The sequence below is a fragment of the Streptomyces sp. NPDC014882 genome (genome assembly GCF_043081325.1).
In the GTDB taxonomy this organism is placed as follows: domain Bacteria; phylum Actinomycetota; class Actinomycetes; order Streptomycetales; family Streptomycetaceae; genus Streptomyces.
This window is the reverse complement of record NZ_JBIBWL010000001.1, coordinates 689274-708825: the sequence shown is the minus strand read 5'-3', so window position 1 is coordinate 708825 and position 19552 is coordinate 689274. Positions and strand designations below refer to the sequence as shown.

18 protein-coding genes are annotated in these 19552 nt (G+C 72.3%); 10 read left to right on the top strand and 8 right to left on the bottom strand.

The features are described from left to right. Positions 1-86: 86 nt before the first annotated feature. Both ACF09K_RS03185 and ACF09K_RS03180 read right to left on the bottom strand, forming a co-directional pair. The gene (locus ACF09K_RS03185) at positions 87-1343 is read right to left on the bottom strand and encodes a DUF4190 domain-containing protein (protein WP_392240730.1); all 1257 of its coding nucleotides are present in this window, start codon (positions 1341-1343) and stop codon (positions 87-89) included. Positions 1344-1507: 164 nt separating this feature from the next. Beyond that, the gene (locus tag ACF09K_RS03180; protein ID WP_392240729.1) at positions 1508-2698 is read right to left on the bottom strand and encodes an RNA-guided endonuclease InsQ/TnpB family protein; all 1191 of its coding nucleotides are present in this window, start codon (positions 2696-2698) and stop codon (positions 1508-1510) included. Between the two features lie 27 nt (positions 2699-2725). Between ACF09K_RS03180 and tnpA the strand changes: the two genes are divergently transcribed. Beyond that, entirely contained in the window at positions 2726-3142 is a 417-nt protein-coding gene (tnpA, locus tag ACF09K_RS03175; RefSeq protein WP_392240728.1) for an IS200/IS605 family transposase, read from the top strand. 159 nt (positions 3143-3301) lie between these two features. Here tnpA and ychF read toward each other — a convergent pair whose 3' ends face one another. After that, positions 3302-4390: a redox-regulated ATPase YchF gene (ychF, locus tag ACF09K_RS03170; RefSeq protein ID WP_392240727.1), complete on the bottom strand. Its 1089-nt coding sequence runs from the start codon at positions 4388-4390 to the stop codon at positions 3302-3304. A 358-nt stretch (positions 4391-4748) separates the two neighbouring features. Here ychF and ACF09K_RS03165 point away from each other — a divergent pair, with 358 nt between their 5' ends. Beyond that, positions 4749-5273, top strand: coding sequence for a DUF6542 domain-containing protein (locus ACF09K_RS03165; protein ID WP_392240726.1), 525 nt, complete (start codon positions 4749-4751; stop codon positions 5271-5273). Positions 5274-5373: 100 nt separating this feature from the next. Here ACF09K_RS03165 and ppgK read toward each other — a convergent pair whose 3' ends face one another. Next, positions 5374-6123 (bottom strand): polyphosphate--glucose phosphotransferase, encoded by a 750-nt coding sequence (gene ppgK, locus ACF09K_RS03160; RefSeq protein ID WP_392240725.1) that lies wholly within the window; start codon positions 6121-6123, stop codon positions 5374-5376. Between the two features lie 29 nt (positions 6124-6152). Continuing rightward, complete coding sequence (locus ACF09K_RS03155; protein ID WP_392240724.1) at positions 6153-7169, bottom strand: 4-hydroxy-3-methylbut-2-enyl diphosphate reductase; 1017 nt, start codon at positions 7167-7169, stop codon at positions 6153-6155. A 108-nt stretch (positions 7170-7277) separates the two neighbouring features. Between ACF09K_RS03155 and xseA the strand changes: the two genes are divergently transcribed. The 3 genes from xseA to ACF09K_RS03140 all read left to right on the top strand — a co-directional run bounded on the left by xseA (position 7278) and on the right by ACF09K_RS03140 (position 9531). Next, positions 7278-8501 (top strand): exodeoxyribonuclease VII large subunit, encoded by a 1224-nt coding sequence (xseA, locus tag ACF09K_RS03150; RefSeq protein ID WP_392240723.1) that lies wholly within the window; start codon positions 7278-7280, stop codon positions 8499-8501. After that, on the top strand, positions 8498-8740 hold the full coding sequence (locus ACF09K_RS03145) for an exodeoxyribonuclease VII small subunit (RefSeq protein ID WP_392240722.1): 243 nt from the start codon (positions 8498-8500) through the stop codon (positions 8738-8740). Before xseA ends, ACF09K_RS03145 begins: the two co-directional genes overlap by 4 nt. A 200-nt stretch (positions 8741-8940) precedes the next feature. Then, entirely contained in the window at positions 8941-9531 is a 591-nt protein-coding gene (locus ACF09K_RS03140; RefSeq protein ID WP_392240721.1) for a malonic semialdehyde reductase, read from the top strand. Positions 9532-9677: 146 nt separating this feature from the next. Here the strand turns inward: ACF09K_RS03140 and ACF09K_RS03135 are convergent, their stop codons facing one another. After that, positions 9678-10205 carry a DUF4245 domain-containing protein gene (locus tag ACF09K_RS03135; RefSeq protein ID WP_392240720.1) on the bottom strand — a complete coding sequence of 176 codons (528 nt, stop codon included), beginning with the start codon at positions 10203-10205 and terminating at the stop codon, positions 9678-9680. A 125-nt stretch (positions 10206-10330) separates the two neighbouring features. Between ACF09K_RS03135 and glpX the strand changes: the two genes are divergently transcribed. Beyond that, positions 10331-11365, top strand: a complete 1035-nt coding sequence (gene glpX / locus ACF09K_RS03130) for a class II fructose-bisphosphatase (protein WP_392240719.1) — start codon at positions 10331-10333, stop codon at positions 11363-11365. Between the two features lie 321 nt (positions 11366-11686). On the opposite strand, the gene ACF09K_RS03125 is transcribed toward glpX, so the two are convergent. Then, positions 11687-12061, bottom strand: coding sequence for a WhiB family transcriptional regulator (locus ACF09K_RS03125; protein WP_366060711.1), 375 nt, complete (start codon positions 12059-12061; stop codon positions 11687-11689). Between the two features lie 124 nt (positions 12062-12185). Further along, on the bottom strand, positions 12186-12875 hold the full coding sequence (locus tag ACF09K_RS03120) for a DUF1707 domain-containing protein (RefSeq protein ID WP_392240718.1): 690 nt from the start codon (positions 12873-12875) through the stop codon (positions 12186-12188). Positions 12876-13042: 167 nt separating this feature from the next. On the opposite strand from ACF09K_RS03120, the gene ACF09K_RS03115 reads away from it, so the two are divergent. The 4 genes from ACF09K_RS03115 to ACF09K_RS03100 all read left to right on the top strand — a co-directional run bounded on the left by ACF09K_RS03115 (position 13043) and on the right by ACF09K_RS03100 (position 19444). Beyond that, positions 13043-14710: a fumarate hydratase gene (locus tag ACF09K_RS03115; protein WP_392240717.1), complete on the top strand. Its 1668-nt coding sequence runs from the start codon at positions 13043-13045 to the stop codon at positions 14708-14710. Positions 14711-14903: 193 nt separating this feature from the next. Continuing rightward, positions 14904-16289, top strand: coding sequence for a class II fumarate hydratase (locus tag ACF09K_RS03110; RefSeq protein ID WP_392240716.1), 1386 nt, complete (start codon positions 14904-14906; stop codon positions 16287-16289). A gap of 72 nt (positions 16290-16361) precedes the next feature. Next, on the top strand, positions 16362-17054 hold the full coding sequence (locus ACF09K_RS03105; RefSeq protein ID WP_392240715.1) for a DUF402 domain-containing protein: 693 nt from the start codon (positions 16362-16364) through the stop codon (positions 17052-17054). Between the two features lie 296 nt (positions 17055-17350). Continuing rightward, entirely contained in the window at positions 17351-19444 is a 2094-nt protein-coding gene (locus ACF09K_RS03100) for a SpoIIE family protein phosphatase (RefSeq protein ID WP_392240714.1), read from the top strand. The last annotated feature ends 108 nt before the right edge of the window (positions 19445-19552 follow it).

Sequence of the window (19552 nt, the reverse complement as noted above, 5' to 3'; positions counted from 1 at the left end):
AAGCAAAGGCCAGAGAATCACTCGATGTGATGACTTATCCCGGGGAAGGGCTTTACGCAGGCAGTTTCTCCCCGCTATGGACGCGATCACACGTCCAGGCCGCCGTCACTTCCCCCGGTGCCGCCGCCCTCGCCGTCCTCCTCGTACACGGGCGGGCTGTCGGCCAGCCCCAGAGCCTTGCGGGCGGTGACGGTCGCGGCGCCGTCGACGTGCTCGTAGGCGGTGTCGTAGTGCTCGTAGAAGGTGTCCACGTCCGCGGCGGTCGCCGCCGCCGTCCACTCCTTGCCCGCCTTGCCCAGATCCTTGACCAGGGCGGCGACCGGCTCGCGGGCAGCGGCCTGCCAGGTGTGCCCGTTCAGCGCGCCGGCCTGCCGGGCGGTCGCGTCCGCGACGTCGCCGGCCCAGGCCTTGTTGGCGTCCAGGTCCTCCTCGGCGTATTCCTCGGGCTCCTCGTAGAGGGTGCCGTCGAGGTCGTTCATCGCCTCGAGGAAGGCCATCTGGTCGGCGGTCAGCGTCGTGGCGTCGGAGCGCAGCGAGCCGGTCAGCGGGGACTCCCCGTCGGTGTGGGTGAAGACGCAGACGATCTGCCGGTCGCCCCACTCCCAGCTCTCACGGGTGGGCGTGAGGTGGTAGACGTCGACCTCCTCGGTCAGCGCCCAGGTGTCCATCGCGTACTCGGTCTCGAGGGTGTAGCACTTCTCCTCGGCCTCGTCCGCCACGGAGGCGTCGCCCGGGTAGCTCCCGCCGGACAGCGTGACGACGCCGAACACCTCGCCCTCGTGCTCGCCGGCGCAGTCCACCGTGTCGACGTCGTAGACGTCCCCGTCGACGGAGTCGCCCGGCACGTCGAAGCAGTCGCCCTTGACCAGGGAGAGGCTGGAGTTGCCCCGCGCGCCCTCCTTGAAGCCCTCCCAGAACGCGGAGGCGCCTCCCGTGGCGAGCGCCAGCACCCACAGCGCGAGCCCGAGCGCGGAGAGCACGGCCCCGCCGATCGCCATGCCGGCGCCGCGCTCCCCGCGCTTCTTGATCTGCATCAGCGCGACGACCCCGAGCACCAGCCCGACGGCCGGCAGGAAGCACAGCACGCCGAGGACGAGCGCGGCGATCGCGACCCCGTTGACCGGCGCGGGCCGGTTGAGGGGCAGGTACCCCTGCCCCCAGACCGCGTACGGCGCCCCCGCGTACGGCCCCTGGGGCGCCTGCGGACCGTGCGGCTGCTGCGGCTGCGGCTGCGGCTGCGGCGGATACGGGCCCGGCCCCTGCGGCTGCGGAGGCCCGTACGGGTCCTGAGGCTGCTGGGGCCCGGAGGGCGGGGGCGGCGGGGGTGCCGGGGGTATGGACACGAGTACCGTGCTCCTGGATCAGACGGGTCGGGCGGGGCGCGCCGCACGGACCGCACACGACGATGCGGAACTGACGTACGACTGCGCGCATGTTGACGTGCTCCCTGGCCTAAAGTCCAGGGATTCCGGCCTGGGTCGTCTGACCCTTCCGGGGGCTTCCTGCTTCACCGCGCTGTGCGGGCACGGGTGCCCGTCTTACCGGCGCTCCACGAGGCGTTTGGCGTCTCCGCCCGTCCGGCGGCGACGATACGGCGTCCTTCGAAGAGGACGTTGCGGGCTGCGTTGTGGTCGCGGTCGTGCACGGTGCCACATTCGCCGCACGTCCACCCCCGGACGTGCAGGGGCTTGGGACCGTCCCGGAATCCGCAGGCCGAGCAGACCTGAGAGGACGGGAAGGCCTGGTCCACCTTGGCGAAGCTGCGCCCGTGCCGGACCGCCTTGTACTCCAGCATCCGGGTGAACGCGGACCATCCCGCGTCGTGCACGGACTTGGCGAGCCGGGTGCGGCCGAGGCCGGACACCGCGAGGTCTTCCACGTACACCGCTTGGTTGTCGCGAATGATCTGTGTGGATGCCTTGTGGTGGAAGTCCCGGCGCCGGTCGGCCACCTTGGCGTGCTGGCGTGCGACCTTGATGCGGGCCTTGGCCCGGTTCTTCGATCCCTTGGCCTTACGGGACAGCTCCCGCTGAAGACGCTTGAGTTTCTTCTCCGCCCGGCGCAGGAAACGCGGGCTGTCGATCTTCCTGCCGTCGGACAGGACCGCGAAGGCGGACAGGCCGAGGTCGATACCGGCGTCGGTCTCCGACTCGGGCAGGATGTCCGGCTCGGTGTCCACGACGAAGCTGAGGAAGTACCGGCCGCAGCTGTCCTTGGCGACGGTCAGGGACGTGGGTGCGGCCGGAAGCCTGCGAGACCACTCGACCTTGAGGTTGCCGACCTTGGCCACGTACACCGTGCCGTCGTCCTGGAGGCAGAAGGCGTTGGTGTTGAGGCGGATCGACTGCCGGGTGTCCTTCTTCGACTTGTAGCGGGGAGGGCCGACCTTGCGGCCCCGCCGCTTGCCCTTGAGGCTGTCGAAGAAATTCTTGTAGGCGGTGTCCAGGTCCCGCAGGGACTGCTGCAGGACGACCGCCGACACGTCGGCGAGCCAGGCCCGTTCTTCGGTGCGCTTGGCCCGGGTGATGCGAAGCCGGGACAGCTCCGCCGACTTCACGTACGGCAGCCCCGCCGCGTGCGCTTGTTTCCGGTCGCGCAGGCAGTCGTTCCACACCACGCGGGCACAGCCGAACGCACTGGCCAGCGCACGGCGCTGTGCGGTGTCCGGGTAGGCCCGGTAGTTGTAGCGGAGCTGCACAACCAAGATCCTACTACGATTGGTCTCATGGACGGGCAGAACGACTACAGACGGGGCAGACACGTTGTTTCGGCGATGCATGTGCACTTGGTCTTCGTGACGAAGTACCGGCACGGGGTGTTCAACGACGAGATGCTGACACGCTGCGAAGAGATCATGCGCAAGGTCTGCGAGGACTTCGAGGCGGAGCTGAAGGAGTTCAACGGCGAACGCGATCACGTCCACCTGTTGGTGCACTACCCGCCCAAGGTCGCCGTCTCCAAGCTGGTCAACAGTCTCAAGGGCGTCTCCGCCCGCCGGATACGGCAGGAGTTCACCGGCCGGATCAACCACACCGTCATGCATGGGCACCTGTGGTCGCCCTCATACTTCTCCGCATCGTGCGGCGGAGCACCATTGGCGATCGTCCGCCAGTACATCGAGCAGCAAAAACGTCCGCTCTGACGTGCACGTCAGAGCAGCCTTGAGACGCATCCATCCCCGGCGTGAACGCCGCGGCTTTCTGCAAGAGTCCCGGTAAAGATTCAGGGTCTGACCCCGAGGAGTCAGACCCCATTCGACCTGCTTGTCTGCCGGATCAGCAACGTGGCGCCATGTCGCCCGCTATACGTTGAAGCGGAACTCCACCACGTCCCCGTCCTGCATGACGTAGTCCTTGCCCTCCATGCGGGCCTTGCCCTTGGCGCGGGCCTCGGTGACCGAGCCGGTCTCCACCAGGTCGGCGAAGGAGATGACCTCCGCCTTGATGAAGCCCTTCTGGAAGTCGGTGTGGATGACGCCGGCGGCCTCGGGGGCGGTGGCGCCCTTCTTGATCGTCCAGGCGCGGGACTCCTTGGGACCGGCCGTGAGGTAGGTCTGGAGGCCGAGGGTGTCGAAGCCGACGCGGGCGAGGGTGGTCAGGCCCGGCTCCTCGGCGCCGACCGACTCCAGCAGCTCCATGGCGTCCGCCTCGTCGAGTTCGGCGAGGTCCTGCTCCAGCTTGGCGTTGAGGAAGATCGCCTCGGCGGGGGCGACCAGGGCGCGCTGCTCGTCCTTGAAGTCCTCGTCCATCAGCTCGTCCTCGTCGACGTTGAAGACGTAGAGGAAGGGCTTGGTGGTGAGCAGGTGCAGGTCGTGCAGCAGTTCGTTGCGCTCGGTGCCCTGGACGATGCCGTGCGAGAAGAGCGTGTCGCCCCTCTCCAGGATCTCCTTGGCCTCCTCGACGGCCTTCACCTTCGGGCCGATGTCCTTCTTGATGCGCGACTCCTTCTGGAGCCGGGGAAGGACCTTCTCGACGGTCTGGAGGTCGGCGAGGATCAGCTCGGTGTTAATCGTCTCGATGTCGTCCTTGGGCGAGACCTTGCCGTCGACGTGCACGACGTTCTCGTCCTTGAAGGCGCGGATGACCTGGCAGATCGCGTCGGACTCGCGGATGTTCGCCAGGAACTTGTTGCCCAGGCCCTCACCCTCGGAGGCGCCGCGCACGATGCCCGCGATGTCGACGAAGTCGACCGTCGCCGGGAGGATCCGCTGCGAGCCGAAGATCTCCGCGAGCTTGGTGAGCCGGGCGTCGGGGACGCCCACGACACCCACGTTCGGCTCGATCGTGGCGAACGGGTAGTTGGCCGCCAGCACGTCGTTCTTGGTCAGGGCGTTGAACAGGGTCGACTTGCCGACATTCGGCAGACCGACGATTCCGATCGTGAGCGACACGTTGCGACTTCCCGTAGTGAGAGGGCCAGGGGGCCAGGGGGCTGGCCGATCCCCCAGTTTACGGCGTGCCCGCGCCCGCCCCGGCGGACCTGTCGAACGCTTGGCCAAGGTCGTCTCTCCGGCGTGTCCCGCGCCCGATTCGGCATATGAACCGACCTAGGTTGGACCGGTGGAGCAACACAGGACGCGACCCCCGCAGAACGGAACGCGACGCGGCGGCCCGCCCCTGCCGCCGCAGACCGGCCGCGGCGGGGCCGGCGACGCCCGCCGCGGGAGCGGAGGGGGGCCGGGGGGCGCCGGCCGGGCGGGCGCGCCCCGCGGCTCCGGATCCGGTGCGCCGCGCGGTCCCGGATCCGGTGTGCAGCCCCGGGCCGGCGGTGCGCCGCGGCTGCCGAAGGCGGCCCGCGCGCCCACGTCGTCCTCGCCCTCGTTCTCGCCCTCGGCGGCCCGGCGGCTGCCGAATCCCCGGCTCACCGGCCTCGGCACCGGCCTGCTCGGCGTGCTGCTGATGCTGGCGCTCGGCTGGCTCGACCGCCTGCTGGGCGCCTCGCAGACGGCGTACGGCGTGCTGTTCCTGCCGGTGTGCGTGCTGTGCGGGCTGTGGGTGCGCCGGGCCGAACTGCTCGCCGCGCCCGTCGTGGTGCCGATCGCCTTCGCCGTGGGCGTCCTGCCGCTGGCGAAGGACGGGGACGGGCCCGGAGCCCGGCTGATGGGGCTGGCCACCGCGCTGGCCACCCAGGTGGGCTGGCTGTACGGCGGCACACTCCTGGCCGCGCTGACCGTACTGGTGCGCCGGGTGGTCCTGGTGGCCCGGCGGCGAGCCGCCGCCCGCCGTCAGGGCCTGTCCGGGGGACCGGGCCGAGGGAAGGCGACGGCGTCTTGACGCCCGGGTGAGCGGGGTCCTGCCCCCGGTGTCCCGGTGCGCGGGGCCCGACCCCCGTGCGCGGGGCCCGGCCCCCGGTGCGCGGGGCCGGGCGGGGCCGCTACCGGCTGTCCTTCGCCGCCCGCATCGCCGCGCCGACGATCCCCGCGTTGTTCTGGAGCTGCGCCGGGACGATCTCGGCCTTGATGCCGTCGATGTGGTGCAGGAACTTCTCGGACTTGCGGCTGACGCCGCCGCCGATGATGAACAGCTCGGGCGAGAAGAGCATCTCGACGTGCGCGAGGTACTTCTGGACGCGGTGCGCCCAGTGCTCCCAGGTCAGCTCCTCGTCCTCCCTGGCCTTGCTGGAGGCGCGCTTCTCCGCGTCGTGGCCGTGCAGTTCGAGGTGGCCCAGCTCGGTGTTGGGGACGAGGACCCCGTCCACGAAGACGGCGCTGCCGATGCCGGTGCCGAAGGTGAGGAGGATGACCGTGCCCCGGCGGTCGCGGCCGGCGCCGAAGGCGACCTCGGCGACGCCCGCCGCGTCGGCGTCGTTGACCACCGTCACCGGCAGTCCGCCCAGCCGCTCGCCGAACAGGGCGCGCGCGTCCGTGTCGATCCAGCTCTTGTCGACGTTGGCCGCCGTGCGGATCGTGGAGCCGCCGGTGACCACGCCCGGGAAGGTCAGGCCGACCGGGCCCGTCCAGCCGAAGTTGTCGATCACCTGCCGCACGCCGTCGGCCACGCCGTCGGGCGTCGCCGGTTGCGGGGTGAGCACCTTGAAGCGCTCCTGGGCGAGGTCGCCCCTGTCCAGGTCCACAGGGGCGCCCTTGATCCCGGATCCACCGATGTCCACGCCGAAGATCTGCATGGCCCCACGGTACGACGGCGGACGGACCGTCACTCGCCCGAGGTCGCCGCCGGGCCGCTGCCGCCCCGCCCGGCCGCCAGCGCGGCGGCCTCCTCGCGCAGGTCGCGGCGGAGCTCCTTGGGCAGCGAGAAGACGATGTGCTCGTCGGCGGCCTTCACCAGCTCCACGTCGCCGTAGCCGCGCTCGGCGAGCAGGGCGAGGACCTCCTCGACGAGGACCTCGGGGACGGAGGCGCCGGAGGTGACGCCGACCGTCGTCACCCCTTCCAGCCACGCCTCGTCGATCTCGCTCGCGAAGTCCACCAGGTACGCCTCGCGGGCACCGGCGAGCTTGGCGACCTCGACGAGCCGCTTGGAGTTCGAGGAGTTGCGCGAGCCGACGACGATCACCAGCTCCGCCTCGGCGCCCATCTGCTTCACCGCGAGCTGACGGTTCTGCGTGGCGTAGCAGATGTCGTCGCTGGGCGGGGAGATGAGCTGCGGGAACTTCTCCTTGAGGGCGTCGACGGTCTCCATCGTCTCGTCGACGGAGAGGGTGGTCTGCGACAGCCAGACGACCCGGGAGGGGTCGCGGACCTCGACCTTGGCGACGTCCTCGGGTCCGTCGACGAGCTGGATGTGGTCGGGGGCCTCGCCGGAGGTGCCGATGACCTCCTCGTGGCCCTCGTGACCGATCAGCAGGATGTCGTAGTCCTCGGAGGCGAACCGGACGGCTTCCTTGTGGACCTTCGTGACGAGCGGGCAGGTCGCGTCGATGGTGGCCAGCCGGCCGCGCTCGGCCTCCTCGTGGACGACCGGGGCGACGCCGTGCGCCGAGAACATGACGATGTTGCCCGGCGGGACCTCCTCCGTCCGTTCGACGAAGATCGCGCCCTTCTTCTCCAGGGTCTGCACGACGTACTTGTTGTGGACGATCTCGTGGCGGACGTAGACGGGAGCGCCGTACTGCTCCAGGGCTTTCTCGACGGCGATCACGGCGCGGTCCACTCCCGCGCAGTAGCCCCGGGGGGCGGCGAGCAGGACACGGCGGCCAGACGAAGCGGTCATGCGTCCCATCGTAAGGCCGGGTGCGGGGCGCGGAGATCGCGCACGGGTCCTGGCCGGCGGGCCGTGTGCGTGCGGGGTGTTGTCGGTGGCGGCCACTACCCTCGCGGCATGGCTGTCAATACGTCCGCCGAGGCCCCGCTGCCCGTCGGCGAGGTCTCGCGGCTCATCGGCGGGTGGATCGAGCGGCTCGGCGCGGTGTGGGTCGAGGGCCAGATCACCCAGTTGTCGCGGCGTCCCGGCGCGGGTGTCGTGTTCCTGACGCTGCGCGACCCGTCGCGCGACGTCTCCGTGAGCGTGACCTGTTTCCGGCAGGTCTTCGACGCGGTCGCGGACGTCGTCGGCGAGGGCGCGCGCGTCGTCGTGCACGCCAAGCCGGAGTGGTACGCCCCGCGCGGGCAGCTGTCGCTGCGGGCCCTCGAGATACGGCCCGTGGGGGTCGGGGAGCTGCTGGCCCGGCTGGAGCAGCTGAAGAGGTCGCTGGCGGCGGAGGGGCTGTTCGCCGCCGAGCGGAAGAAGCCGCTGCCCTTCCTGCCGCGGCTCGTCGGGCTGGTGTGCGGGCGGGCCTCGGCCGCGGAGCGGGACGTGCTGGAGAACGCCCGGCACCGCTGGCCCGCCGTCCGCTTCGAGGTGCGCAACGTCGCGGTGCAGGGCGTGCACGCGGTGACCCAGGTCGTCCGGGCCGTGCAGGAGCTGGACGCCCACGGGGACGTGGACGTGATCGTCGTCGCGCGCGGGGGCGGCAGCGTGGAGGATCTGCTGCCGTTCTCCGACGAGCGGCTGGTGCGGGCGGTGGCGGCCTGCCGTACGCCGGTCGTGTCGGCGATCGGGCACGAGCCCGACAACCCGCTCCTGGACCACGTGGCCGACCTGCGGGCCTCCACGCCGACCGACGCGGCGAAGAAGGTGGTGCCGGACGTCGGCGAGGAGCTGGAGCGGGTGCGGATGCTGCGCGGCCGGGCCAGGAGGTGCGTGGAGGCGTTCGTGGAGCGCGAGGAGCGCGGGCTGGACCACGCGCTCGGCCGGCCGGTCCTGCGGGAGCCGCACCGGATGGTCGACGAGCGCGCGGAGCACGTCTCCTCGCTGGTCGACCGCTCGCGGCGGACGCTCGGGCACCTCCTCGACCGCGCCGACTCCGAGCTGTCGCACACGCACGCGCGCGTGGTGGGCCTCTCCCCGGCGGCGACGCTGAAGCGGGGGTACGCGGTGCTGCAGAGGGCCGACGGGCACGTGGTCCGGGATCCGGGCGAGGTGACGGCGGACGAGACGCTCCGGGCGCGGGTCGCCGCGGGTGAGTTCACGGTTCGAGTCGACGATCAGGGAATGGGTGCATGACGGGCAGGACGGACGAGGCGCTGGGGTACGAGCAGGCGCGCGACGAGCTGATCGAGGTGGTACGCCGCCTGGAGACGGGGGGCACGACGCTGGAGGAGTCCCTCGCCCTGTGGGAGCGCGGGGAGGAGCTGGCCAAGGTGTGCCGGCGCCGGCTGGAGGGCGCGCGGGCCCGGCTCGACGCGGCGCTCGCCGAGGAGGAGGGAGAGGGGGAGCGGGAAGGGGCCGCGGAGGAGGAGTAGGCGGCGGCGAGGAGCGGGCGGTCGGGGGCGGTCCGGCGGGCCGGAACGCGGCGGCACGGGGCCGGACGGTGACGCAGGGTGTGAGGCGGGTCACCGGCGCCCGGGGTTTTGTTGAATGTTGAATCTCTTTGGCGTACTGTCGAGCCCGTCAACCGGCCCGGCACCCGGGCCACCGACGCCCACTCCGAGGAAGATCCCCCATGTCTCTCGCGCTTGACCCCGCCGCCCAGGACCTTCTGTTCCGCGAGGCCCACACCGCCAACGCCTTCACCGACGAGCCGGTGACGGAGGAGCAGGTCCAGGCGATCTACGACCTGGTCAAGTTCGGCCCCACCGCCTTCAACCAGAACCCGCTGCGCGTCACCCTGGTCCGCTCCGCCGAGGCCCGCGAGCGCCTCCTGCCGCACATGGCCGAGGGCAACCGGGCCAAGACCGCCACCGCCCCGCTGGTCGCGATCCTCGCCGCGGACAACGAGTTCCACGAGGAACTGCCGGCCCTGTTCCCGGCGTTCCCGCAGGCCAAGGACGCCTTCTTCGCCGAGCGCCCGGTCCGTGAGGGCTCCGCCGCGCTGAACGCCGCCCTCCAGGCCGCCTACTTCATCGTCGGCATCCGCGCCGCCGGTCTCGCCGCCGGCCCGATGACCGGCTTCGACGCCGAGGGCATCCGCAAGGAGTTCCTGGACGACGACCACACCCCGCTGATCGTCGTCAACATCGGCAGGCCGGGCGAGGGCGCCTCCTACCCGCGCTCCCCGCGCCTGTCGTACGAGCAGGTCTTCACCACCGTCTGAGACACGAGGCCCGCCGTCCCGGAACCGCCGGGACGCGAGGCCGGCCGCCCCGGACACAGCACCCCCGAGCACGACGAAGGCACCCGGCGGATCGGCCGGGTGCCTTCGTCGTGCTCAGGGGTGCGACCGGGGTGCGGGCGCAGGGCTCACGCCAGCTTCAGCGCGCCCGCCATCTCGGCCAGCCGGGCGAACGGCGCCGTACCGGCGACGACCGTCGTGGCACCGTCGGCGCCCTCCAGCACCAGGGCGTCGTAGCGGCCGCCGGTCCAGCGGGTCCAGGTGCGGCCGCCGATCTCCTCGGTCGTCTTCGTCTCCCGGGCGCCCTGGCTCGCGTCGTCGACGAACGGCGCGCGCGGCCGGGTCGACTGCTCCACCGCCACGTACTCCCCGTCGGGAGCGTGGAAGCCGAGGTGCCAGGAGTCGAACTCCGCGCCGTCGAAGCGCACCGAGGTCGCCTTCCAGGCCGAGGACAGCCCTTCGGGCGCGGCCACCGGGTACGAGGCCGCGCGGCGCGCCGTCAGCAGCTCCACGCGGTAGTCGACCCGCTTCACGTCGGGAGCGGCACTGTCGTCGTGCGGGATGAAGAAGTACATCACCAGACCGGCGACCATGATCAGGCCCAGCGAGAGCACCATGTCCCGGACCGTCTGCGTCTTGCCTTTCGAACCTGCCACGCCCCCTATCGTCGCAGGTGCCGGGAGCGCTCATCCGTGGGGTCCCCTGCTCATCTTGTCGTACTGGCGATAGAGTCGAGCCGAACCCTCATCCGGCCGTCGTCGTATCAGAAAGGTGCGCTCCGATGACCGAGCATCATCATCTGCCGTCCGAACTCGATGTCCCCTCCGAGGCCCCGGACCGCAACCTCGCCCTGGAACTGGTCCGGGTGACCGAAGCCGCCGCCATGGCCGCGGGCCGCTGGGTGGGACGCGGCGACAAGAACGGCGCCGACGGCGCCGCGGTGCGCGCGATGCGGACCCTCGTCTCCACCGTCTCGATGAACGGCGTCGTCGTCATCGGCGAGGGCGAGAAGGACGAGGCGCCGATGCTCTTCAACGGCGAACGCGTCGGTGACGGCACCGGACCCGAGGTCGACATCGCCGTCGACCCCATCGACGGCACCACGCTGACGGCCAAGGGCATGCCGAACGCGATCGCCGTCCTCGCGGCCACCGAGCGCGGCGCCATGTTCGACCCGTCCGCCGTGTTCTACATGGACAAGCTGGTCACCGGCCCCGAGGCCGCCGACTTCGTCGACATCGACGCCCCCGTGTCGGTGAACATCCGCCGGGTCGCCAAGGCCAAGCGTGCCACCCCGGAGGACGTCACCGTCGTCATCCTGGACCGGCCGCGGCACGAGGGGATCATCGACGAGATCCGCCGGACCGGCGCCCGCATCAAGCTCATCTCCGACGGTGACGTCGCCGGTTCCATCCTGGCGCTGCGCGAGGGCACCGGCGTCGACCTGCTCCTCGGCATCGGCGGCACCCCGGAGGGCATCATCTCGGCCTGCGCCGTGAAGTGCCTGGGGGGCACCATCCAGGGCAAGCTGTGGCCGAAGGACGACGAGGAGCGGCGGCGGGCGATCGACGCCGGACACGACCTCGACCGCGTGCTGACCACCGAGGACCTGGTGACCGGGGAGAACGTGTTCTTCGTCGCCACCGGCATCACGGACGGCGAGTTGCTGCGGGGCGTGCGGTACCGGTCCGAGACGGCGGTCACCGACTCGATCGTGATGCGGTCGAAGTCGGGGACGGTGCGCCGGATCGACTCCGAGCACCGGCTGAGCAAGCTGCGGGCCTACAGCGCGATCGACTTCGACCGGGCGAAGTAGCTCCGCCCCCGCCGGACGGGGCCGCGGGCGGTGGGCGCGTGCGAGCCCGCCGCGGCCGGCCCCGACCGTGCGGCGGAGCCGCGCGCCGACCCGGCCCCGCGCCCCTCGGGGCGCGGCGGCCACCTCGCGGGAAGAGGGCGCCCCCGGTGCGGTGGGGACGCCCTCTTCCCACGGGCGGGGCTTTCGGGGAGCGGCGTCCGAGGCCCTGCGAGCGGGGCTTCCGACGTCCTGCGAACGCGGCGTCCGGGGCTCCGCGGATGCGGGGTCCGACGCCCCGCGAGCACGACGTCCGACGCCGTGGCGGGCCCGGCCGCCGTGGGGCTAGCCGGCTGCCGCTATGCGGTCCGCCGGTCTGGCCGCCTTCTTCAGCTCCACGTCCCGGCGACGGCGGCGGGCCAGGACCACCCGGCGTTCCGCCGCGGTCAGGCCTCCCCAGACGCCGTAGGGCTCCGGTTGCAGCAGGGCGTGCTCCCGGCACTCCACCATGACCGGACAGCGTGCGCAGACCCGCTTGGCCGCCTCCTCGCGGGACAGGCGGGCCGCGGTGGGCTCCTTGGAGGGGGCGAAGAACAGGCCTGCCTCGTCGCGCCGGCACACCGCTTCGGTGTGCCATGGCGCGTCCTGGTCCCTGTCTCGCGCCGGCAGCAGCTGGGCCGGCACGGCAGCGACCTGGGACGAATGCGGCGATTGCAGCACGGTCTACTCCTGACGACGGCTTCGCGAGCGAGAGACGATGCAGCAAGGCCTACCCGCTGTGCGCGCGCCTATGCACTGAGTTGACGGCCGCGGTCACCGCCGCCGGTCACCGCCGCCACGGCCGTCAGTGGCCCAGGTGCTTGCGCAGCCCCCGGTCGACCTTGCGGTGGACCCGGTCCAGGATGTCCGCGACGAGCTTGCCGCGCCGGGGCCGGGCCTCGACGCTGCCGAGGACGGACCAGCCGTCGACGTAGACGACGGGGGCGTCGGGGTCGGGCGAGTCGAGGGCGTCCACCTCGAAGCTGCCGAGGACGCCGCCGCCGGTGCCGCGCAGCGACACGTTCTCCGGGACGCGGATGTCGACGCTGCCGAAGACCGAGAACGCCTTGATGACGACCTGCTGGTACTCGAAGACCGCCTCGCTCAGGTCGATCTCGACGCTGCCGAAGACCGCGTACGCGTGGATACGGCGGCCCGCGCGCAGGCGGCCCCTGCGGACGGCGGCGCTGAAGACCGCGACCAGGGTGTCGTCCGGGTCGGCCGGGACGGCTCCGGCCGTCGGGCGGTTGGGGGCCGGGACCGGGGACGGGGCGGGCCGCCGGTGCGCGGCGGGCAGGTCCCGGACGAACGCGTCCAGTTCGCCGACCGTCTTCGCGGCCAGCACGCCCTCGACGCGCTCGGCGTGCTCGTCGGCGGTGAGGCGCCCCTCGGCGAGAGCCTCGCGCAGGATGTCGGCGATGCGGTCGCGGTCGGCGTCCGAGGCGCGCAACTCGCTCGCCGCGGCACGCGGCGGGGTCTGCTTCTCAAGGTCCACGACGGCAGCGTACCGAAACACGATAGATCGCGACAGCCCTCCGCGGCGGCCGGCCCGCACCGAACTGAGCCTTACCTCACAGACCCGCCGCGATCGGCAGGTTCTACCCTGGTGGGCGCCGCCAACGGAGGCCGGCCGCGCTGTCTGTCGAGTGAGGAATGGGCGACATGCCTGAGTTCGCGTACACCGATCTGCTCCCCGCGGGAGAGGACACCACCCCCTACCGGCTGGTGACCTCCGAGGGCGTCTCCACCTTCGAGGCCGACGGGCGGACCTTCCTCAAGGTGGAGCCGGAGGCGCTGCGCAAGCTCGCCGAGGAGGCGATCCACGACATCCAGCACTACCTGCGCCCGGCCCACCTCGCCCAGCTCCGCCGCATCATCGACGACCCGGAGGCCTCGGCGAACGACAAGTTCGTCGCCCTGGACCTGCTGAAGAACGCGAACATCGCGGCCGCGGGCGTGCTCCCCATGTGCCAGGACACCGGCACCGCCATCGTCATGGGCAAGCGCGGGCAGAACGTGCTGACCGAGGGCCGCGACGAGGAGGCCCTCTCCCGCGGCATCTACGACGCCTACCTCAACCTCAACCTGCGCTACTCGCAGATGGCTCCCCTCACCATGTGGGAGGAGAAGAACACCGGCTCCAACCTGCCGGCCCAGATCGAGCTGTACGCCACCGACGGCGGCGCCTACAAGTTCCTCTTCATGGCGAAGGGCGGCGGCAGCGCCAACAAGTCCTTCCTCTACCAGGAGACGAAGGCCGTCCTGAACGAGGCCTCCATGATGAAGTTCCTGGAGGAGAAGATCCGCTCCCTCGGCACGGCCGCCTGCCCGCCGTACCACCTGGCGATCGTGGTCGGCGGCACCTCCGCCGAGTACGCGCTCAAGACCGCCAAGTACGCCTCCGCGCACTACCTCGACGAGATCCCCGCCGAGGGCTCGCCGCTCGGGCACGGCTTCCGGGACAAGGAGCTGGAGGAGAAGGTCTTCGAGCTGACGCAGAGGATCGGCATCGGCGCGCAGTTCGGCGGCAAGTACTTCTGCCACGACGTACGGGTCGTGCGCCTCCCCCGGCACGGCGCCTCGTGCCCCGTCGCCATCGCCGTCTCCTGCTCCGCCGACCGGCAGGCCGTCGCGAAGATCACCGCCGAGGGCGTCTTCCTGGAGCAGCTCGAGACCGACCCGGCGCGGTTCCTGCCGGACACGACGGACGAGCACCTCGAGTCCGACGGCGACGTCGTGCGCATCGACCTCAACCAGCCGATGGACGACATCCTCGCCGAGCTGACGAAGCACCCCGTGAAGACCCGGCTGTCCCTGTCGGGGCCGCTCGTCGTGGCCCGCGACATCGCGCACGCCAAGATCAAGGAGCGCCTCGACGCCGGCGAGGAGATGCCGCAGTACCTGAAGGACCACCCGGTGTACTACGCCGGTCCGGCCAAGACGCCCGAGGGCTACGCGTCCGGCTCCTTCGGCCCGACGACGGCCGGCCGCATGGACTCCTACGTCGAGCAGTTCCAGGCCGCCGGCGGCTCCCGGGTCATGCTCGCCAAGGGCAACCGCAGCAAGCAGGTCACCGACGCGTGCGGCACCCACGGCGGCTTCTACCTCGGCTCCATCGGCGGCCCGGCCGCCCGGCTCGCCCAGGACTGCATCAAGAAGGTCGAGGTCGTCGAGTACGAGGAGCTCGGCATGGAGGCGGTCTGGAAGATCGAGGTCGAGGACTTCCCGGCGTTCGTCGTCGTGGACGACAAGGGCAACGACTTCTTCCAGGATCCCGCTCCGGCGCCGACGTTCACGAGCATTCCGGTGCGGGGGCCGGGGCTGGCGTAGGGCCGCGGGGCGGGGGTGTTTTTCGCCCCCGCCCCTTCCCTGCCCTGGCCCGGGACGGGGCGGGACGGGGCAGGGAAGGGCCCCCGGGGCCGCTGTTCGAGCGCCTGAGGGGCCGGGCCGGCCGGTCCGGTGTCCGGGGCAGCCGCCCGGCCCGGCCCGGAACAACCCCGCCGTCCCGTTCGCTGTACTCCGTATGACCGAATACCGCATCGAGCACGACTCCATGGGAGAGGTCCGCGTCCCGGCGGACGCCAAGTGGCGGGCCCAGACCCAGCGGGCCGTCGAGAACTTCCCCGTCTCGGGGCAGCGCATCGAGCGCGCCCACATCGAGGCGCTGGCCCGGATCAAGGGCGCCGCCGCGCGGGTGAACGCCGAGCTGGGCGTGCTCGACGAGGAGATCGCCGGGGCGATCCGGGAGGCGGCCGCGGAGGTGGCCGAGGGGACGTGGGACGCGCACTTCCCGGTGGACGTGTTCCAGACGGGTTCCGGGACGTCGTCGAACATGAACGCCAACGAGGTGATCGCCACCCTGGCGACCGAGCGGCTCGGCCGGGACGTCCACCCGAACGACCACGTGAACGCCTCGCAGTCGTCCAACGACGTCTTCCCCTCGTCGATCCACGTCGCCGCCACCGCCGCCGTCACCCACGACCTGATCCCCGCCCTGGAGCACCTGGCCGGCTCCCTGGAGCGCAAGGCGGCGGAGTTCTCCGACGTGGTGAAGTCGGGGCGCACCCACCTCATGGACGCCACGCCCGTGACCCTGGGGCAGGAGTTCGGCGGGTACGCCGCGCAGGTGCGGTACGGCGTCGAGCGGCTGACGGCCTCCCTCCCCCGGCTCGCCGAACTGCCGCTGGGCGGCACGGCGGTGGGGACGGGCATCAACACGCCGCCCGGTTTCTCCGCGGCCGTCATCGCGGAGGTCGCCCGGGTCACCGGGCTGCCGCTGACGGAGGCGCGCGACCACTTCGAGGCGCAGGGCGCGCGCGACGGCATCGTGGAGACCAGCGGGCAGCTGCGGACGATCGCCGTGGGACTGACGAAGATCGCCAACGATCTGCGGTGGATGGCCTCGGGGCCGCGGACCGGGCTGGCGGAGATCTCGCTGCCCGACCTCCAGCCGGGGTCCTCGATCATGCCGGGCAAGGTCAACCCGGTGGTCCCGGAGGCGGTGCTGATGGTCGCCGCGCAGGTCGTCGGGAACGACGCCACCGTGGCGACGGCGGGCGCGGCCGGCAACTTCGAGCTGAACGTGATGCTGCCGGTCATCGCCAAGAACGTGCTGGAGTCGGTCCGGCTGCTCGCCAACGTGTCGCGGCTGCTCGCGGACCGGACCGTGGACGGGATCGTCGCCCACCGCGAACGCGCCCGCGAGTACGCCGAGTCGTCGCCGTCCGTCGTCACCCCGCTGAACAAGTACCTCGGGTACGAGGAGGCCGCGAAGGTCGCCAAGAGGGCGTTGGCCGAGCGCCGGACGATCCGCGAGACGGTGCTCGACGGCGGGTACGTGGAGCGCGGTGACCTCACGCTCGAGCAGCTCGACGAGGCGCTCGACGTCCTGCGGATGACACGGCCGTAACCTTTCGTGTCCGGCGCGAGAACCGTGACGCGTGCCGCGGCGTCGTATGCCCGGGGCACCTAATATCTGTGCATGGCAGACGGTGGAGCGGTGAGGCGCGTGGGAACGGACGGGGCGGCGGGCTGCTGGCGGCCCGGGGACCAGATCCTGTGGCGGTACCGGGAGAACGGCGGCGCGGGTGTCCACATCGCCCGTCCCGTCACCGTCGTGCGGGACGACGAGGAGCTGCTGGCGGTGTGGCTGGCGCCCGGCACCCAGTGCGTCAGACCCGTGCTCGCCGACGGCACTCCCCCGCACCAGGAGCCGCTGCGCACGCGCTACACCAAGCCGCGGACGGTGGCGCCGGGCCGCTGGTTCGGCACCGGCGTGCTGAAGCTGGCCCGGCCCGGCGAGCCGTGGTCGGTGTGGCTGTTCTGGGAGCCGGGCTGGCGGTTCAAGAACTGGTACGTCAACTTCGAGGAGCCGCTGGCCCGCTGGGACGGCGGGGTGGACTCCGAGGACCACTTCCTGGACCTGTGCGTCTATCCCGACCGCTCCTGGGACTGGCGCGACGAGGACGAGTTCGCGCAGGCCCAGCAGGACGGGCTGATGGACGGGGCGGTGGCCGAGCGGGTCCGGGAGGCGGGCCGGTCGGCGGTGGAGGTGGTCCGTGCCTGGGGTACGCCGTTCGCCGACGGCTGGGAGGCCTGGCGTCCGGACCCGTCGTGGACCGTGCCGGCGCTGCCGCGGGACTGGCACCGCACGCCCGCGCGCCTGTCCACGTGAGACCCTTGATGTGCCCCCGGGCGGCAAACGTAGGATCGTCCTCCGCAAGGGCGCTCCCACCGCAACTCCCGGAGGGGGCGCCAGGTCTGACCGAACGTCACCGAGGGGCGGCAGGACGTGAGCGAGGGGTACGAGGGCAGTACCGGCCGGGGCCGCGGTGGGCCCGCCGGTGGCACAGGAACAGCCTCTGACCACGCGGGAAATCCGTTCCGGGGACACGTATTCCGGGTATCGGGTTCTCTGCGGGACCGACTGCACGCGCGGCGCGCAGCCCCGGACGGACGGATTCGACACGCGTGACGGAGCAGCCCACCTCCTACGGACGCCCTCAGGGCGTGGACCCCGCGGACGACCGCGGGGCGCTCCTGCGTACCCAGGAGTCCGCGCCCGGCGCGACCCCCTTACCGCCCGCCGACCGGGCCCGTACCGACGGCGCCCCGGGCACCACCGCGCCGGGCGGCCCGGCGCCCCGTCCCCAGGGGAAGGATCAGGCCGTTTCCGACGCCGAGCACTCACAGCCCGCGGCGGGCGCCGAGCCGGACGCCCACCGGCCGCGCCCCGCACCCGAGGCCGTACCGCTCCAGCCGGGCGCCGAGGCGCGCCCGGACGGCCGGGACCGGCGGGCCGGCCAGGCGCCCCCGGCCGGCCGGCAGCCCACGCCGATGCGGCGGGACGGCGACCGGCTGCGTTTCGTGGGCGCGGCGACCCGGCGGATCGCCCGCGGTCTGGACCTGGACGAGATCGTGATGGGGCTGTGCCGGGCCACCGTGCCGACCTTCTCCGACGCGATCCTGGTCTACCTGCGTGATCCGCTGCCGGTCGGTGACGAGCGGCCGGTCGCCGACCGGGTCGTGCTGCGGTTGCGGCGCACCGACCGGATCCCCGAGGAGCGCGAGCCCGAGCCCGGGTTCGCGCAGCTCGGTCTGCCGCCCCCCGAGGCGCCGGAGCTGTCCGAGCTGTCGGCGGCGATAGCGGAACTGTGCGAGGTGCGTCCGGGCGGGGCCCTCGCGGAGGTGCTGCGGGGGGTGCGTCCGGTGTTCGCGGACACCCCGGCGGCGACCGCCGCGCTGCCCGAACTCCTCGGCCCGGAGAACAGGCTGGACATTCCGGGCGGGCGGCGGGCGATCCTCGCGCCGTTGCGCGGCCGGCGCCGGGTGATCGGCGCCGCGGTCTTCATCCGCCGTCCCGAGCGCATCCCGTTCGACGCGGACGACCTGCTGGTGGCCGCGCAGCTCGCCACGCACAGCGCCCTGGGCATCGACAAGGCGGTGCTGTACGACCGTGAGGCGTACATCGCCGACGAGCTCCAGCGCACGATGCTGCCGGAGACCCTGCCGCGTCCCACGGGCGTGCGGCTGGCCTCCCGCTACCTGCCCGCGGCGGAGACGGCGCGGGTGGGCGGCGACTGGTACGACGCGATCCCGCTGCCGGGCAGCCGCGTCGCGCTGGTGGTCGGTGACGTCATGGGGCACTCCATGACCAGCGCCGCCATCATGGGCCAGCTCCGCACCACGGCCCAGACGCTGGCCGGGCTGGACCTGCCCCCGCAGGAGGTCCTGCACCACCTGGACGAGCAGGCGCAGCGCCTGGGCACCGACCGCATGGCGACCTGCCTGTACGCCGTCTACGACCCGGTGGCGCACCGCATCACCATCGCCAACGCCGGCCATCCCCCGCCCATCCTGCTGCACCTGGGCGGCCGGGCCGAGGTGCTGCGGGTGCCGCCGGGCGCCCCGATCGGGGTGGGCGGCGTCGACTTCGAGGCCGTCGAGCTGGACGCGCCCGCCGGTGCCACCCTGCTGCTGTACACGGACGGCCTGGTGGAGTCCCGGCTGCGGGACGTGGCGACCGGCATAGAGCAGCTGCGCGAGAAGCTCGCCGCGACCGCGCAGCTGACCGGTCCCGACCATCCGCCGCCGCTGGAGGCCCTGTGCGACGAGGTCCTCGACATGCTCGGTCCCGGCGACCGGGACGACGACATCGCGCTGCTCGCCGCCCGCTTCGACGGGATCGCGCCCAGTGACGTCGCGTACTGGTTCCTGGAGCCGGAGGACGCGGCTCCGGGGCGGGCCCGGCGCCTCGCCCGGCAGGCGCTGTCCCGCTGGGGCATGGAGGGGATGACGGACTCCGTCGAGCTGCTGGTGAGCGAGGTGGTCACCAACGCGGTGCGGTACGCCACCCGGCCGGTGTCGCTGCGGCTGCTGCGCACCGACGTGCTGCGCTGCGAGGTCGGCGACGACGTGCCGCAGCTGCCCCGGCTGCGGCAGGCCCGGGCCACCGACGAGGGCGGCCGCGGGCTGTACCTGGTGAACCGGCTGGCCCGGCGGTGGGGGGCGACCCGGCTGAGCACGGGGAAGGTGGTCTGGTTCGAGTTGAACCAGGGCACGTAGACCGTCCCGGCGGCGGGCGGCGGCGTCCCCGCGGCAGGCGGCGGGTGCGACGGTTCCCGCGTCTTCGACGGCTCGCCGGACGGGGACTCCGTGGCCGGTTCCTCCGAC

Coding starts and splice junctions, on each gene's coding strand:
- ACF09K_RS03115 (WP_392240717.1), top strand. CDS start 13,043: ATGCCTGAGTTCGCGTACACCGATCTGCTCCCCGCGGGAGAGGACACC.
- ACF09K_RS03110 (WP_392240716.1), top strand. CDS start 14,904: ATGACCGAATACCGCATCGAGCACGACTCCATGGGAGAGGTCCGCGTC.
- xseA (WP_392240723.1), top strand. CDS start 7,278: ATGGCTGTCAATACGTCCGCCGAGGCCCCGCTGCCCGTCGGCGAGGTC.
- tnpA (WP_392240728.1), top strand. CDS start 2,726: ATGGACGGGCAGAACGACTACAGACGGGGCAGACACGTTGTTTCGGCG.
- ppgK (WP_392240725.1), bottom strand. CDS start 6,123: ATGCAGATCTTCGGCGTGGACATCGGTGGATCCGGGATCAAGGGCGCC.
- ACF09K_RS03145 (WP_392240722.1), top strand. CDS start 8,498: ATGACGGGCAGGACGGACGAGGCGCTGGGGTACGAGCAGGCGCGCGAC.
- ACF09K_RS03105 (WP_392240715.1), top strand. CDS start 16,362: ATGGCAGACGGTGGAGCGGTGAGGCGCGTGGGAACGGACGGGGCGGCG.
- glpX (WP_392240719.1), top strand. CDS start 10,331: ATGACCGAGCATCATCATCTGCCGTCCGAACTCGATGTCCCCTCCGAG.
- ACF09K_RS03155 (WP_392240724.1), bottom strand. CDS start 7,169: ATGACCGCTTCGTCTGGCCGCCGTGTCCTGCTCGCCGCCCCCCGGGGC.
- ACF09K_RS03140 (WP_392240721.1), top strand. CDS start 8,941: ATGTCTCTCGCGCTTGACCCCGCCGCCCAGGACCTTCTGTTCCGCGAG.